At 61.9% G+C, this 15,833-nt stretch carries 15 protein-coding genes; 8 read left to right on the forward strand and 7 right to left on the reverse strand.

Going from position 1 to position 15,833, the window contains the following annotated elements:
* Window positions 1-54 precede the first annotated feature (54 nt).
* Genes DCO47_RS19715 through arsC form a run of 3 tightly spaced genes read right to left on the reverse strand, consistent with a single transcriptional unit; the run spans window position 55 to window position 1,426 of the window.
* Window positions 55-480, reverse strand: coding sequence for a DUF2069 domain-containing protein (locus DCO47_RS19715; protein WP_042607173.1), 426 nt, complete (start codon window positions 478-480; stop codon window positions 55-57).
* Window positions 480-1,076, reverse strand: coding sequence for an NAD(P)H:quinone oxidoreductase (gene wrbA / locus DCO47_RS19720; protein ID WP_116658733.1), 597 nt, complete (start codon window positions 1,074-1,076; stop codon window positions 480-482). Before wrbA ends, DCO47_RS19715 begins: the two co-directional genes overlap by 1 nt.
* Window positions 1,073-1,426 (reverse strand): arsenate reductase (glutaredoxin), encoded by a 354-nt coding sequence (gene arsC / locus DCO47_RS19725; protein WP_042607171.1) that lies wholly within the window; start codon window positions 1,424-1,426, stop codon window positions 1,073-1,075. Before arsC ends, wrbA begins: the two co-directional genes overlap by 4 nt.
* A gap of 113 nt (window positions 1,427-1,539) precedes the next feature.
* Between arsC and DCO47_RS19730 the strand changes: the two genes are divergently transcribed.
* On the forward strand, window positions 1,540-2,007 hold the full coding sequence (locus DCO47_RS19730) for a TlpA disulfide reductase family protein (protein WP_042607170.1): 468 nt from the start codon (window positions 1,540-1,542) through the stop codon (window positions 2,005-2,007).
* A 223-nt stretch (window positions 2,008-2,230) separates the two neighbouring features.
* Here the strand turns inward: DCO47_RS19730 and DCO47_RS19735 are convergent, their stop codons facing one another.
* Together DCO47_RS19735 and DCO47_RS19740 are read right to left on the reverse strand one after the other, a co-directional pair.
* On the reverse strand, window positions 2,231-2,635 hold the full coding sequence (locus DCO47_RS19735) for an META domain-containing protein (protein WP_042607169.1): 405 nt from the start codon (window positions 2,633-2,635) through the stop codon (window positions 2,231-2,233).
* The gene (locus tag DCO47_RS19740) at window positions 2,635-3,069 is read right to left on the reverse strand and encodes a hypothetical protein (RefSeq protein WP_116658734.1); all 435 of its coding nucleotides are present in this window, start codon (window positions 3,067-3,069) and stop codon (window positions 2,635-2,637) included. Before DCO47_RS19740 ends, DCO47_RS19735 begins: the two co-directional genes overlap by 1 nt.
* Window positions 3,070-3,203: 134 nt before the next feature.
* Between DCO47_RS19740 and DCO47_RS19745 the strand changes: the two genes are divergently transcribed.
* A complete protein-coding gene (locus tag DCO47_RS19745) occupies window positions 3,204-3,662 on the forward strand; it encodes a hypothetical protein (RefSeq protein ID WP_065616796.1) in 459 nt (152 codons plus the stop codon).
* 6 nt (window positions 3,663-3,668) lie between these two features.
* Here DCO47_RS19745 and DCO47_RS19750 read toward each other — a convergent pair whose 3' ends face one another.
* On the reverse strand, window positions 3,669-4,658 hold the full coding sequence (locus DCO47_RS19750) for a 2-hydroxyacid dehydrogenase (protein WP_042607167.1): 990 nt from the start codon (window positions 4,656-4,658) through the stop codon (window positions 3,669-3,671).
* An 81-nt stretch (window positions 4,659-4,739) separates the two neighbouring features.
* Window positions 4,740-7,493: a response regulator gene (locus DCO47_RS19755; RefSeq protein WP_116658736.1), complete on the reverse strand. Its 2,754-nt coding sequence runs from the start codon at window positions 7,491-7,493 to the stop codon at window positions 4,740-4,742.
* 207 nt (window positions 7,494-7,700) lie between these two features.
* Here DCO47_RS19755 and DCO47_RS19760 point away from each other — a divergent pair, with 207 nt between their 5' ends.
* From DCO47_RS19760 to relA, 6 genes are all read left to right on the forward strand, one after another.
* The gene (locus DCO47_RS19760) at window positions 7,701-8,423 is read left to right on the forward strand and encodes a response regulator transcription factor (protein WP_116658735.1); all 723 of its coding nucleotides are present in this window, start codon (window positions 7,701-7,703) and stop codon (window positions 8,421-8,423) included.
* Window positions 8,410-9,834, forward strand: a complete 1,425-nt coding sequence (locus DCO47_RS19765; RefSeq protein ID WP_065616798.1) for a sensor histidine kinase — start codon at window positions 8,410-8,412, stop codon at window positions 9,832-9,834. Before DCO47_RS19760 ends, DCO47_RS19765 begins: the two co-directional genes overlap by 14 nt.
* 185 nt (window positions 9,835-10,019) lie before the next feature.
* A complete protein-coding gene (locus DCO47_RS19770) occupies window positions 10,020-11,063 on the forward strand; it encodes a YhcG family protein (protein WP_064364828.1) in 1,044 nt (347 codons plus the stop codon).
* An 88-nt stretch (window positions 11,064-11,151) separates the two neighbouring features.
* Window positions 11,152-12,054: a cysteine synthase CysM gene (cysM, locus tag DCO47_RS19775; protein WP_039757833.1), complete on the forward strand. Its 903-nt coding sequence runs from the start codon at window positions 11,152-11,154 to the stop codon at window positions 12,052-12,054.
* Window positions 12,054-13,430, forward strand: coding sequence for a 23S rRNA (uracil(1939)-C(5))-methyltransferase RlmD (gene rlmD, locus DCO47_RS19780; protein WP_064364826.1), 1,377 nt, complete (start codon window positions 12,054-12,056; stop codon window positions 13,428-13,430). The genes cysM and rlmD overlap by 1 nt, the downstream gene beginning before the upstream one ends.
* A gap of 101 nt (window positions 13,431-13,531) precedes the next feature.
* Complete coding sequence (gene relA, locus DCO47_RS19785) at window positions 13,532-15,775, forward strand: GTP diphosphokinase (RefSeq protein ID WP_064364824.1); 2,244 nt, start codon at window positions 13,532-13,534, stop codon at window positions 15,773-15,775.
* Window positions 15,776-15,833 lie beyond the last annotated feature (58 nt).

The following is a 15,833-nucleotide window of genomic DNA, read 5'->3' on the forward strand; positions in this document are numbered from 1 at the left end:
CTGTGGCGTACACAAATCCCCTGTGAGAGCGAGCCTGCTCGCGATAGCTATTTGTCAGGCGACGGAGACTTCGCCTTCGCCAGCCAGCTTGCGGTTCAGCTGATAGCGCCAGCGCACATACAGCAGCGCCGAACAGAACACTGCCAGGCTCGCGGCCATTTCCAGCAGACCGAACACGTGCCGGTTGGGATCGTATGCGGCCAGTGCGCCTTTGATGAAATACAGGTTCACTACAAAACACATCCACGAATGTCCACGGGCGCTGCCCATGATCATCGCCGGGGCGAGCACCAGCCACGGGATCAGCTCGACCAGCAGAATCACCCACGGCCGTGCGCCGTGCAGGTCGGCGAACAGCAGGTAATAGGCGGCGAGCAACCCGGCGAGGGCGAAAAAGCTCAGCAGGCTGAGCACGCGCATCGCCTTGACCCGTGGCTCAAGCCACGCCACCGAGGGCAGGACTTTCGGCTTCTTCGCCATCAGCCCACCAGTTTTTGCGCGGTTTTCGCCAGACGCAGACCGAGTGCGCGGCACAGCGCTACTTCGTGCTGATCGAGACCGTTCTTGCCGTCGGCACCGGCGTGATGGCTGGCCCCGTAGGGCGTGCCGCCACCTTCGGTTTCGAGCAGGGCCGATTCGCTGTACGGCAGGCCGGTGATCAACATGCCGTGGTGCAACAGCGGCAGCATCATCGACAGCAGCGTGGTTTCCTGGCCGCCGTGCAGGCTGGCGGTGGAGGTGAACACGCCGGCCGGTTTGCCGACCAGCGCGCCGGTCAGCCAGAGGTTGCTGGTGCCGTCCAGAAAATATTTGAGCGGCGCGGCCATATTGCCGAAACGCGTCGGACTGCCCAGTGCGAGACCGGCGCAGTTCTTCAGATCGTCGATGCTGGCGTAGAGCGCGCCTTCATCGGGAATGTCCGCGGCCACCGCTTCGCATTCGGTGGAGATAGCCGGGACCGTGCGCAGACGCGCTTCCATTCCAGCCTGCTCGACACCCCGGGCGATCTGCCGGGCCATCTCGTTGGTCGAACCGCTGCGGCTGTAATAGAGCACCAGAATGTACGGCGCGCTCATGGCAACAACTCCAACACGTTCTCCGGTGGGCGACCGATGACGGCTTTGTTGCCGGCTTCGAGAATCGGCCGCTCCATCAGTTTCGGGTGCGCAGCGATGGCGTCGATCAAATGCTGCTCGCTGAGACTGGCGTCCGCCAGGTTCAGGGTTTTGTATTCCTCTTCGCCGCTGCGCAGCAGTTGCCGCGCGCTGATCCCGAGCTTGCCGAGCAGGGCCTTGACTTGCGCGGCGTTCAGCGGCGTTTCCAGGTAGCGCACGATAGTCGGCTGCAAGCCGCGGGCTTCGAGCAGTTCCAGCGCGGCGCGGGATTTCGAGCAGCGCGGATTGTGATAAAGCGTCAGATCGGTCATGGCGGGTCGCTTCTGGCGTAAAGTGGCGGCTATTCTAACTGTGCGGCGCGCAATCCAGAACCGTCAGAGGCGATGGGTCGCAGGCGCTTTCGAATTTTCACAAGGAACACGACATGACACGGCGATTGGCAGCGGCATTGACCATTATCGGGGCGTTGATGCTGGGGGGCTGCGGCAATGATTACGGGATCGACCAGAACGGCCAGAAGGTTGCGTCCGAACGTCTGGACAAACAATGGGTGGTGCTTAACTACTGGGCCGAATGGTGTGGCCCGTGCCGTACGGAGATTCCTGAACTGAATCATTTGGCTGACGAACTCAAAGGCAGGAACGTCGGTGTGTTCGGAGTCAATTTCGACAATGTGCAGGGCGCGGAGCTGAAAGAAGCCAGCGAGAAACTGGGCATCAAGTTCACCGTGCTGGCGCAGGATCCGGCAGAGCTGTTCGACCTGCCGCGCAGTGAGGCGCTGCCGGTGACCTTCATCATCGATGACAAGGGCAAGGTGCGTGAACAGTTGCTCGGTGAGCAGACAGCGGCGGGGGTGATGGCGAAGCTGGAGGCGTTGCAGGCTACGAAGTAAACCGCCAGAAGCCCCTCACCCCAGCCCTCTCCCCGAGGGAGAGGGGGCCGACCGCATACATCGACCTGAGACACCGAGTCGATTATGCATCCGCTAGAGAGGGGCCAGTACATCAGGGATTCAGCGAAGAACTTTCAAGTCGGCGTATCTCTCGAATATCCCCCAATCAGTACCCTCTACCTCTGGGAGAGGGCTAGGGTGAGGGGTTTGGCGGTCCAAGCGATCAGCCCTCTTCCAGCCACCAGCGCAACGGTTTGCCTTCAGCCGGCCAGAAGCGTATCTGCTCGATCGGCGAAATGTCCCAGCGCTCGACCTTTTCCAGCGCCTGCAGGAATCGCTGTTCCTGCTCCATCAGCGCCGGGGCGCAGAGCTTGCGGGTCTTGCCGATCTTGCCGAAGGTCAGCTTGTCGCCGTCCTGCGTATAGGGCGCGAACCAATGGTTGCAGCCGCCATTGCCATAGGCGCGGCCGTCATCGCCGAGGGTTACCGTCAGATGGCTGTAATCCATCAGCGGCCGCTCGCCGATCCATTCCAGAATATAGCTGCGGTTGTGTTGCAGTTGCACCGGCTCTGCGGCGCAACCGGCCAGGCCGACACCGATCAGCGCGGTCAGGACGAGCCGTTTCATCACGCAGGCTCCTGGCATTTCGGGCACAGGTGCTTTTCGCCAACGGCTTTCCAGCCCAGCTCGGCGATGCGTGCGGTGGCAGCCGGTTTTTCTGCGGTTTTGCCGAGTTTGGCGTCCACGGCGAATTCAAAGCTCAGCTCTTTCGCACAGCTGTCGCAATTGACCTGCCAGGTGTGAATGGCCAGTTCGCCGAACACCGGGCCTGTGGTCATTGCGGTCCATTGGCCCGGCGGGTTGATCAGGTGGCGGACCGTGTCGACGGTCAGGCGCATGGACAAGTCCTTGCTGCCTTTGAGGGTGACCAACAGGGCATCGCCGATGCGGATCGAGCCACCGTTGCCAGTCACTTGATAGCGGCCCGGAACGAGGGCGCGGCATTCGGTGAGGGTGTGTTGCGGGTTCATCAGGGTGTAGCGGAAATCGTGTTCGACCATGGGTCCTCCAAATATGCGCGACATGCTAGCACGGGCTCGATTGCAGAATGATGCACGCGTGCGACCTTCGATCCGGTTCAAATAGGCCGACAGTCATGGCAAACTGCCGGCCCCCGAATCTGAAGGAACGGAACATGGCGCTGATCGAATGTTATGAATGCAAGCGGAGCATCAGTTCCGAAGCGCTGGTGTGCATTCACTGCGGCGCCCCGATGGCCGAGCACGCCGCCATGCAGGCGCAGTCCATTGCGACATCGGCGCAGACCTCGACGATTTCCTTCGGCAGCCTGCCACGCAACAAGGCTGTGCCCGAAGCGGTTGTACCGCCAGTGGCCGAGCCGTTACCGAAAGTGATGCCCGCAGCAGCAGGGCGCCGTCGTCGTCAGCAGGCGGCAGAACAGGCTCGCCAGGCACAACAACCGCTCAACGCCGATGGCAGCCGCCCGGTGGAAGGCTGGCTGAAAATCATGGTGTTTCTGTTGCCGGCGTTCTTCGTCTGGTTCCTGCTGCGCAGCGGCCATTCGAGCAAGCAGCGCCTGCTCGGTTTCGGTTGGCTGGGCTTGCTGATCCTGGCGTCTTCGCTGCCCAAGTAAAACGGTTCAACCCTCGACCTGGTTCTGCGGCGCACCTGCCGCCCAGGTCGCGATGTTATCCAGGGTGGTGGCGGCAATCGCGCCCAGCGCCTCGCGGGTCAGAAAGGCCTGATGCGCCGTGATGATCACGTTGGGAAACGTCAGCAGGCGTGCCAGCACATCGTCCTGCAACGGCAGGTCGGAGCGATCCTCGAAAAACAGCTGCGCCTCTTCCTCGTAAACATCCAGCCCCAGATACCCGAGTTGACCGTCCTTCAGCGCGTCGATCAGCGCCGGGGTGTCCACCAGACCACCGCGCCCGGTGTTGATCAACATCGCCCCCGCCTGCATGTGTGCCAGTGACTGGCGATTGATCAGGTGTTTGCTCTGCTCGTTGAGCGGGCAATGCAGGCTGATGATCCGCGACTGCGCGAGCAACTCCGGCAGGCTCAGATAACGCGCGCCCAAGGCCAGTACCTCGGGATTGGGATACGGGTCGCAGGCCAGCAGTTCACAGCCGAAGCCGTGCATGATTTTCGCGAAGGTTGCGCCAATCTGCCCGGTGCCGACGATGCCGACAGTTTTGCCGACCAGATCGAAACCGCTCAGGCCATGCAGGCTGAAATCACCTTCGCGGGTGCGGTTGTAGGCGCGGTGCAGGCGACGATTGAGGGCGAGGATCAGCGCGACGGCATGTTCGGCCACGGCGTGCGGCGAGTAGGCCGGCACACGCACGACGGCCAGGCCGAGGCGCTTCGCTGCGGGCAGGTCGACATGGTTGTAACCGGCGGAACGCAGGGCGATCAGTCGCGTGCCACCAGCCGCGAGACGTTCCAGCACCGGGGCGCTGAGGTCGTCATTGATGAACGCGCAGACCACTTCGTGCTGCTCGGCCAAAGCCGCCGTATCTACGCTCAGTCGCGCCGCTTGAAAGTGCAGTTCGAGCCCGGCCGGGCAGTCGGCGCCGAGGAAGCTGTCGCGGTCGTAGGTCTGGCTGCTGAAAAAGATCGTGCGCATGAATCCTCCTGGAACATCGACGCGGGCGGCAATCGCCCGCGACAACTGTAGCGCTTTGCGCGCACCGTGCCTTGCCGTGGATCAGGCGCTGATGCGCGCCTGCGCCGCGAGTCGGTTGATCGAGCGTTCCAGTTCGTCCAGCGCGGCAGCGGCTTTCGGATCTTCCTGCTTGAGCAGGGTTTCGCTGCGCTGGCAGGCGGCGCGCAGTTGTGGCACCCCGCAATAACGGGTGGCGCCGTGCAGGCGGTGCACGCGTTCGAGCAAGGCATTCTGGTCGTGGCTGTCCCGCGCCGCGCGAATCGCTTCGCGGTCGGCTTCCAGCGAGGCCAGCAGCATGGCGAGCATGTCCGCCGCCAGATCCGCCTTGCCGGCCGCCAGACGCAAGCCTTCTTCGTGATCGAGTACCGGCAGTTCCTGCTGACTCGCCGCGCTGTCGCCGCTACGATCCGGCGCCTGATTGCGCAGGGCCAGTCCGGTCCACTTCAACACCACCTGCGCCAGTTGCCGCTCGCTGATCGGTTTGGTCAGGTAGTCGTCCATGCCGCTTTGCAGCAGCGCGCGTTTTTCGTTGGCCATGGCGTGGGCGGTGAGGGCGACGATCGGCAGCGGTGTGCAATGCCGTTCGCTTTCCCATTGGCGAATGGTTTCGGTGGTCTGGCGACCGTCCATGCCCGGCATCTGCACGTCCATCAGCACCAGATCGAAGGATTCGCTCTGGACAGCTTTGACTGCCGCGTAGCCGCTTTCCACGGCGAGCACGCGGGCGCCCATATCTTCGAGCAGGGTTTGCACCAGCAACAGATTGGCCGGATTGTCGTCTACGCACAGCACGCGCGGCGCACGACTCGACAGCGGCTCGCCCGGTTCGCTGCGGATCTGGCGCGGATTGACCAGATCGGCCAGCGCCCGGCGCAACTTGCGCGTGCACGCCGGTTTGGCTTGAAGCTGGCTGTGCGGGTTGGGCACCGACAGATGGAACAGCGTCTGCTCGGTGGTCGGGCACAGCACCAGCACCTTGCAGCCCAAGTGTTCGAGGTCCCAGATGTGCTGGTTCAAACGCTCCGGGAGCATGTCGTTGCTGGTGATGCCGATGACCGCCAGATCGATCGCCTGATCGGTCTGATGTGCGCCGGTGACGCCATTGCTCAGGCTTTCCAGAGTATTGAACGGCGTGACGTCGAGGCCGCAGTCTTCCAGTTGATGCTGCAAGGCCTGACGCGCCAGTTCGTGATTTTCCAGTACCGCCACGCGGCGCCCGAGCAATGGCGCGGCGGGCAGGTCTTCGGCGTCGTCGCGAGTCTTCGGCAGGCTCAGGCTGATCCAGAATTCCGAGCCTTCGCCCGGGGTGCTGTCGACGCCGATCTCGCCGCCCATCTGCTCGATCAGGCGCTTGGAAATCACCAGCCCCAGACCGGTGCCGCCGGGCTGGCGGGACAGCGAGTTGTCGGCCTGACTGAAGGCCTGGAACAGCGCGCGCACATCCTGGCTCGACAAACCGATGCCGGTGTCCTGAATGCTGATACGCAATTGCACGCTGTCTTCGTGCTCGTCTTCGAGCATCGCCCGGGCAACGATGGTGCCTTCGCGGGTGAACTTGATCGCATTGCTCACCAGGTTGGTGAGGATCTGCTTGAGGCGCAGCGGATCGCCGACCAGCGACAGCGGCGTGTCGCGATAGACCAGACTCACCAGCTCCAGCTGCTTGGCATGCGCTGCCGGGGCGAGAATGGTCAGGGTGTCCTGCAACAGATCACGCAGATTGAACGGAATGTGATCGAGCACCAGTTTGCCGGCCTCGATCTTCGAGAAATCGAGAATCTCGTTGATGATCCCCAGCAGACTGTCGGCAGACTTTTCGATGGTGCCGAGATAGTCGAGCTGGCGCGGGGTCAGTTCGCTTTTCTGCAACAGGTGAGTGAAGCCGAGAATGCCGTTGAGCGGGGTGCGGATTTCGTGGCTCATGTTGGCAAGGAATTCGGATTTGATCCGGCTGGCCTCCAGCGCTTCTTTGCGTGCCAGGTCCAGTTCGATGTTCTGGATTTCGATGGTTTCCAGGTTCTGCCGGACGTCTTCGGTGGCCTGATCGACGCTGTGCTGCAACTCTTCACGAGCGTTCTGCAGGGTGCCGGCCATGCGGTTGATGCCGGAGGCCAGTTCGTCCAGTTCCTGACTGCCGAGGGGCGGCAAACGGGTTTCCAGATGCCCGTCCTTGAGCTGCGCGACAGCCTGTTTGATCTGGCTCAGCGGACGGTTGATGGTGCGGCCCATGCGCAACGCGAGGAGGGCGGCGCCGGCAAGTCCGGCGGCGATCAGCAGCAGGCTGGCGAACAGGCTGCGATAACCGCGCAGCAGCATGCCGTTGTGCGACAGCTCCAGTTCGACCCAGCCGAGCAACCGCTCGGACTCCTCGGGAATGATTTCACCGGCGAGGTTGCGGTGCTTGCCGAACACCGGCATCAGGTAGCGCGTCGCGTCGTTGCCGCTGCGCCGTTGCAACAATGCGCTGTCGCCGCTGGGCGCCTGATTGAGCATGGTCGGGCCGGCGTGGGCCAGTGGCGAGCGGTCCGCCGCGAGGAAGGTCACCGCGCGCACGTCGGGTTGTTCAAGGGACTGGGTGGCGATGCGCTCGAGCAGATCGGCATCGCCGTGGCCCATCGCCGGCGCGACCAGCGGCGCCAGTTGCTCGGCGATCATTTCGCCGCGCTGCATCAATTGGCTCTGCAGGTCGGTCTGCTGCGTCCAGGTGAAATAGCCACCCAGCACCAGCGCCATCAGGCTGGTCGGCAACAAGGTCAGCAACAGCACGCGACCTTTGATTCCCAGTTTCTTGAGCACGCCTATCTCCCGCATCCCGCTGATCTGTTGACACATGCGTGCATCCAGCACGCGACATGGGCGCAGTGTAGCGATTTGCTGGCGGGCAATCTTGCGGAAAATGCACAGCGCGCCCAAGCACGCGTTCGTCCGACAGGCCAAGCTTGTGTTGCCCGCTGTCGGACAATCTTGAATAATCCGCCAACTGAGAATTACTTGCAGATACTCATGACTCCTGTTTCCGCTGGCCAGCCACGCATCCTTTCCATTGAAGACGATCCGGTTCTCGGCGCCTATGTGCACGAGCATCTGGGCCGCAGCGGTTTTCAGGTGACCTGGTGCCAGAACGGCCAGGAAGGTCTCAATATTGCGCAGCGCCAGCCTTTCGACGTGGTGCTGATGGACATTCTGCTGCCCGGGCTCGATGGCCTGAAACTGTTGACGCAACTGCGCCAGAGCCACTCGACGCCGGTGTTGCTGATGTCGGCGCTGGGCGCCGAGGCCGATCGCATCAGCGGCTTCCGTCTCGGTGCCGATGATTACCTGCCCAAGCCGTTCAGCATGGCCGAGTTGCATGTGCGCATCGAAGCGATCCTGCGGCGAGTCGCACTGGATCGGCGCCCACCTGCGGTGGCCGCTGCTCAGGTCGGAGGCACCCTGCGTTTCGATGACCAACAGTGCGACGTGTTCTTCCGCGAGCAAGCGGCCGGGCTGACCCGCACCGAATTCCGTTTGCTGGAAACCCTGCACCGCAACCACGAAGAAGTGCTGAGCAAAGCCTTCCTTTATCAGCACGTCCTGCAACGCGGTTTTGCTGCCCACGACCGCAGCCTCGATATGCACATCAGCCAGATCCGCCGCAAACTCAAAGCCATCGGTTACACCGAACGCGAAGTGCGCACGGTGTGGGGCAAAGGCTATGTCTTGAGCGGTGCCGATGAAACTGTCTGAGCTGCCAGGGCGGCATTCGCTGTTCTGGAAACTGGCGTGCCTGTTGGTAGCGTTCTGTCTGTTGATGATCTGGCTGAGCTGGTCGTGGGGGCGCTACATGGAGGAACGCAATCAGTTCCTTTCCAGTGAAGCGCGCAACACTCTCAGCCGGTATGCCGCACAAGCCGAACAGGCGTGGCAGCGCGGCGGGCGCGATGGTGTCGATGACTGGTTGCGAAGCATGGAGTTGCGCGAGGCCAGTTGGGTCGGGGTGATTGGCGCGGACCTGCAATCGCTGAGCAGCCGCCCGCTGAACGCGGCAGAAGTGCAGCACCTGACCTTTCTGCGTGGCCTCGACTGGCCGATCCACAAGAAGGGCCGGCCGTGGCTGCGGGTACCGTTTCCCCAGGATCCGGCGGCCGGCATTCTGGTCATCGAATTGCCCGAGCGCTTTGTCCCGGGCAAGTACCGGGTGTTCTGGCGCGTGATCACCAACGGCGTGATTCCCGGACTGTTCACCCTGTTGCTCTGTGTCGGCCTGTATCGCCTGCTGGTGGTGCCGCTGAACAACCTGCGCGAACAGGCCAACGCCTGGCGCGCCGACCAACTGAATGTGCGCCTGTCGAGCGGCATCACCCAGCGCCCGGATGAACTCGGTGAGCTGGCGCGGGCCTTCGATTCCATGTCCGAACGCCTGCAAACCACCGTCGCCCTGCAACAGCAATTGTTGCGCGACCTGTCGCATGAGTTGCGCACGCCGCTGAGCCGCTTGCGCGTGGCCAGCGAAAGCGAACAGGGCCTGCCGCAACTGCGCGAACGCATCGGCCGCGAGGTGGACGGCATGCAACGCCTGGTCGAAGACACCCTGCAACTGGCCTGGCTCGACACCGACCGCTCGCCATTGCCGGATGAAGCGATCCAGATTCAGGCACTGTGGGAAATGCTCACCGACAACGCCTGTTATGAAAGCGGCTGGCCGAGTCTGCAACTGCAATGCTCGGTCGAAGCATCGTGCTGGGTGCGCGGCAACCTCAATACCCTCGCGCAAGCGCTGGAAAACATTTTGCGCAACGCGATTCGTCACTCGCCTGAGGGCGGGATTGTGCGGCTGGATGGCCGGCGTGATGGTGAGTATTGGCACTTGTGGCTGGAGGATCAGGGCGGCGGCGTGGCTGAAGAGGATCTGCAGCGGATCTTTTCGCCGTTCATTCGCCTGGACGGATCGCGGCCCGGGGATGGCGGGTTTGGGCTGGGGTTGAGCATTGCGCGTAACGCGGTGCAGCGCCAGGGCGGGTTGCTCTGGGCGGAAAATGCAGGGGCTGGGTTGCGGTTGAATTTGCGCTTGTTGGCGGATGATGGTGTTGCGCCGAATGACGCTATCGCGAGCAGGCTCACTCCTACAGTGGAATTGCGTACGCCGCAGATTATTTGAACAACATAAATCCCCTTGTAGGAGTGAGCCTGCTCGCGATGTAGTCCATTCGCGCTCCCAATCCCACTGACTTGCCGGAGCGCTCGTCTTTTTCTGTATGACATTTCCCAAGCTGCACCAGCGGTCATTTCAAGCTTCCTGAACGGTTTAGGCTCGTGCTTCACCAAACCTTCAAGGAATTGCGCATGAATGCATCCAGCCTTACCGGCAGCTCAGATGGCGATCGTTTCAATGAAGTGCTCGCGCTGATTCACAGTTCCAGACACAAGGCCATGCAAGCGGTCAATACTCACCTGATCGAGCTTTACTGGCAGGTGGGCGCGCATATCAGTCGCAAGATTGAGCGGGCGGAGTGGGGGGATTCGGTCATCGCTCAACTGGCTGCGCATCTCGCTCAGACCCAGCCAGGCCTGCGTGGATTCACTCGACCCAATCTGTTCCGCATGCGCCAGTTTTATGAGACTTATCGAAACGAAGCAATTGTCTCACCACTGGTGAGACAATTGCCGTGGACTCATAACATGATCATTTTGAGTCAGAGCAAATGCCCTGAGGAGCGGGCTTTCTACCTGCGAATGGCCGTTCAGGAAAAATGGTCAAAGCGCGAACTGGAGCGGCAACTTAAAGCCGCTCTGTTCGAGCGAACCCTCGCCGATCCAGCGAAAGCCTCCGCCGCGCTCAAACAAACGCACCCGGCAGCGCTTGAGATATTCCGCGATTCCTACATGGTCGAATTTCTCGACCTGCCTTCTGCTCATTCTGAAAGCGATCTGCACCAAGGGCTCCTGACGAGGCTGAAAGACTTCCTAATCGAGTTGGGTCGGGACTTCTGCTTTGTCGGCTCCGAATATCCGCTGCAAGTCGGCGGCCGGGATTTCGCTCTGGATCTTCTGTTCTTCCACCGGGGGCTCAATTGCCTGGTCGCGATTGAACTCAAGGTCGGGCGTTTCGAGCCAGAGTATCTGGGCAAGCTGGATTTCTATCTGGAGGCGCTGGATCGCAATGTCCGCAAGCCCCACGAAAATCCGGCGATCGGTGTGTTGCTCTGTGCCAGCAAAGAGGACGAGGTTGTCGAGTACGCCCTCAACCGCAGTCTTTCGCCCGCATTGATTGCGCAATATCAAACATGCTTGCCGGATAAACAGTTGCTGCAAGCCAAGCTCCATGAGTTTTACGCCTTGGATACAGCCCATATGGAAAACCCGACCAGTGATCCCTTATTCCCATAAACCATAAGCACCGCACTTTGCGTGATATGGCCTGCGCGGGTTTGCCGGTATGATAGGCGCCCCCGCACGTCTGGATTGCGAATACGCCATGACCCTGCAGTACCCAACCATCGCCGATTGCGTCGGCAACACGCCGCTGGTGCGTTTGCAGCGCCTGCCCGGCGCCACCAGCAACACCCTTTTGCTCAAGCTCGAAGGGAACAACCCGGCGGGTTCGGTCAAGGACCGGCCGGCGCTGTCGATGATCACCCGTGCCGAGCTGCGCGGGCAGATCAATCCCGGCGATACGTTGATCGAGGCGACCTCCGGCAACACCGGTATCGCTCTGGCGATGGCCGCTGCGATCAAGGGTTACAAGATGATCCTGATCATGCCGGACAACTCCAGCGCCGAGCGCAAAGCGGCGATGACCGCTTACGGCGCCGAGCTGATTCTGGTCACTCAGGAAGAGGGCATGGAAGGCGCCCGCGATCTGGCCCAGCGTATGGAAGCCGAAGGCCGTGGCAAGGTGCTCGACCAGTTCGCCAACGGCGACAACCCCGAAGCGCACTACACCACCACCGGTCCGGAAATCTGGCGTCAGACCCAGGGCAGCATCACCCATTTCGTCAGTTCGATGGGCACCACCGGGACCATCATGGGCGTGTCGCGCTACCTCAAAGAGCAGAGCGACAGCGTGCAGATCGTCGGCCTGCAACCGATGGAAGGCTCGGCCATTCCCGGCATCCGCCGCTGGCCGCAGGAATACCTGCCGAAGATCTATCAGGCTGACCGCGTCGATCGCATCGTCGACATGGCGCAAAGCGAAGCCGAAGACGTCACTCGTCGTCTGGCACGCGAAGAAGGTATCTTCTGCGGCGTGTCCTCGGGCGGTGCGGTGGCAGCGATGCTGCGCCTGTCCAAAGAAGTTGAAAACGCGGTGATCGTCGCGATCATCTGCGACCGTGGCGACCGTTACCTGTCGACCGGCATTTTCGACGCGCCCAACTGATGGCCAAACACGAAAGAGGCCTGCGCTTCCAGCCCACGGGTGGCAGCAAGGCGCCGCAAATCCCGACCGGTAAAAAGCAGCGCTTGAGCATCGAGCGCCTGGCCAATGACGGTCGCGGTATCGCGTTTTTCGAAGGCAAAACCTGGTTCGTCCTCGGCGCCCTTGCCGGTGAAGAGGTCGAAGCGCGGGTGCTTGGCGCCCACGGCAAAGTGGTCGAAGCACGCACAGAGCGTGTGTTTACCGCAAGCGACTTGCGTCGTCCGGCAGCGTGCGCGCACTTCGGCCGCTGTGGCGGTTGCAGCGTCCAGCACTTGCCCCACGCCGAACAGCTCGCCCTGAAACAGCGCATGCTCGCCGAGCAATTGTCGCGAGTTGCCGGTGTCGAACCCGAAGAATGGGCAGCGCCGCTGACCGGCCCGGAATTCGGCTACCGTCGGCGCGCACGCATCGCCGTGCGCTGGGACATGAAAGCGAAGAACCTCGAAGTGGGTTTCCGCGCCGCCGGCAGTCAGGACATCGTTGCGATCAGCGAATGCCCGGTGCTGGTACAGCCCTTGCAACCGATCATGACCCGTTTGCCGGAGATGCTGCGGCGCCTGAGCAAGCCCCAGGCGCTGGGCCATGTCGAGTTGTTCAGCGGCTCATCTCTGGCGGTGTTGCTGCGGCACATGGCGCCTTTGTCCGAAGCGGATCTGACGATTCTCAAGGATTTCTGCCAGTTCCATCAGGCGCAGTTGTGGTTGCATGGCGAAGGTGAACCGCACCCGGTCGAGGCCGGTCAGAGCCTCGGTTATCGCCTGGAGCAGTGGGATCTCGAACTGGCGTACCGGCCGGGAGATTTTGTTCAGGTCAACGCCGGGGTCAACGAAGCGATGATCGCTCAGGCGCTGGAGTGGCTGCAGCCGACGGCTGACGAGCGCGTGCTCGATCTGTTCTGCGGGCTGGGCAATTTTGCCCTGCCGCTGGCCAAACGCGTACGTGAAGTGGTGGCGGTAGAGGGCGTGCAGACCATGGTCGAGCGTGCCGCTGCGAATGCCGTCAGTAACAATTTGCATAACACAAAGTTTTTTCAAGCCGATTTATCCCAGCCTTTGACCGATGCTCAGTGGATCGGAAACGGCTTTTCTGCGGTACTCTTGGACCCACCGCGTGACGGTGCTTTCGAGGTGGTGCGCAAGCTCGCGACCCTGGGCGCCAGACGGTTGGTATACGTGTCGTGCAACCCGGCCACGCTGGCGCGCGACACGCAGGAATTGATCAAGCAGGGCTACCGGTTAAAACGTGCCGGGATTCTCGATATGTTTCCTCAGACGGCACATGTCGAGGCCATGGCGTTATTTGAAGCGAGCCAGGACGGCTCGTCTGAATCCGTCTGATCTGTCCGCGCAGCGCTCGCCTGAGCCCCGCGAGCGCGAACGGACACTGAGGATCAGCGATTTGACGCATTGAATCTGCGTCGTAGGGAAGGTAAAGCAGCATGGTACAGGTGAGAGCACACCAGCCGATCAACACCGACGGCAGTATCAATCTCGAGGCCTGGCTCGATCACGCGGTCAGTGTCGATCTGGCACTGGATCGCGAGGCCTTGAAAGAAGCCTGCGAGTTCGCTCGCGAGGCCGAACAACAGTCCAACGCCAGGAAGAACCTGTGGGCCGAAGGCTCCGGCAGTTTCAGCACTGGCCTTGAGATCGCCGAAATCCTTGCCGACCTCAAGCTCGATCAGGATTCACTGGTCGCCGCCGTGTTGTATCGCGGCGTGCGCGAAGGGCAGATCGAACTGGCGGCAGTCGGCCAGCGCTTCGGCCCGGTGGTGGCCAAACTGATCGACGGCGTGCAGCGCATGGCGGCCATCAGCGCCAGTCTCAGCCCACGGCAGTCGATGGTCATGGGCACTCAGGGGCAGGTCGAAAACCTGCGCAAGATGCTCGTGGCGATGGTCGATGACGTGCGCGTTGCGCTGATCAAACTGGCCGAACGCACCTGCGCCATTCGTGCGGTGAAAACCGCCGACGATGAAAAGCGCAACCGCGTCGCCCGGGAAGTCTTCGACATCTATGCGCCGCTCGCGCATCGTCTCGGCATCGGTCACATCAAATGGGAGCTGGAGGACTTGTCCTTCCGCTATCTCGAACCTGATCAATACAAGCAGATCGCCAAGTTGCTCCACGAGCGGCGGCTGGATCGCGAGCGCTTCATCAGCGACGTGATGACCCAGCTCAAGGACGAACTGCAGGCCACCGGCGTCGACGCCGACATCAGCGGCCGGGCCAAACACATCTACTCGATATGGCGCAAAATGCAGCGCAAGGGCCTGGAATTCAGCCAGATCTACGACGTTCGCGCCGTGCGCGTGCTGGTGCCGGAAATGCGCGACTGCTACACCGCGCTCGGCATCGTCCACACTCTGTGGCGGCATATCCCGAAAGAATTCGACGACTACATCGCCAACCCGAAAGAGAACGGCTACCGCTCGCTGCACACGGCGGTGATCGGCCCGGAGGGCAAGGTCCTCGAGGTGCAGATCCGCACTCATTCGATGCACGAAGAAGCCGAACTTGGCGTCTGCGCGCACTGGCGCTACAAGGGCACCGACGTCAAATCCGGTTCAAACCATTACGAAGAGAAAATTTCCTGGCTGCGTCAGGTCCTTGAATGGCACGAAGAGCTCGGTGACATCGGCGGTCTGGCTGAACAGCTGCGCGTCGACATCGAGCCTGATCGGGTCTACATCTTCACGCCCGACGGTCACGCCATCGACTTGCCGAAAGGCGCGACGCCGCTGGATTTCGCCTACCGGGTGCACACCGAAATCGGCCACAACTGTCGCGGCGCGAAGATCAACGGCCGCATCGTGCCGCTGAACTACAGCCTGCAGACCGGCGAGCAGGTCGAGATCATCACCAGCAAGCACGGCACGCCGAGCCGCGACTGGCTGAACCCGAACCTCGGTTACGTGACCACCTCGCGTGCGCGGGCGAAGATCGTTCACTGGTTCAAGTTGCAGGCTCGCGATCAGAACGTTGCCGCTGGTAAAACCCTGATCGAGCGCGAACTCAATCGCCTCGGCCTGCCGGCGGTGGATTTCGACAAACTGGCCGAAAAGGCCAACATGAAAACCGCCGAAGACATGTTCGCCGCCCTTGGGGCCGGCGACCTGCGTCAGGCGCATCTGGTCAACCTCGCGCAGCAACTGGTCGAGCCGGAGCGCGGCAACGAACAGTTGGAGCTGATCCCGCGCAAGGCTACCGGTTACAAGCCGGGCAAGCGCGGCGATATCCAGATCCAGGGCGTCGGCAACCTGATGACGCAGATGGCCGGCTGCTGCCAGCCGCTGCCGGGCGACGCGATCGTCGGTTACATCACCCAGGGCCGTGGCGTGAGCATTCACCGTCAGGACTGCGCCTCGGTGTTGCAACTGGGCGGGCGCGAGCCGGAGCGGATCATTCAGGTCAGCTGGGGCCCGGTGCCGGTGCTCACCTATCCGGTGGACATCATCATTCGCGCCTACGACCGTTCCGGGCTGCTGCGTGACGTCTCGCAGGTGCTGCTCAACGAGCGCATCAACGTGCTGGCGGTCAACACCCGCTCGAACAAGGAAGACAACACCGCGCTGATGTCGCTGACCATCGAGATCCCCGGTCTGGATGCACTCGGGCGGCTGCTGGGGCGGATTTCGCAATTGCCGAACATCATCGAGACGCGACGTAACCGCACCCCGTGATGCAATTGATTGTTCCCTGTGGGAGCGAGCCTGCTCGCGAAGAGGGCGTGTCAGTCGA

Source organism: Pseudomonas sp. NDM (assembly GCF_003105095.1).
Classification (GTDB): Bacteria; Pseudomonadota; Gammaproteobacteria; order Pseudomonadales; family Pseudomonadaceae; genus Aquipseudomonas; species Aquipseudomonas moraviensis_A.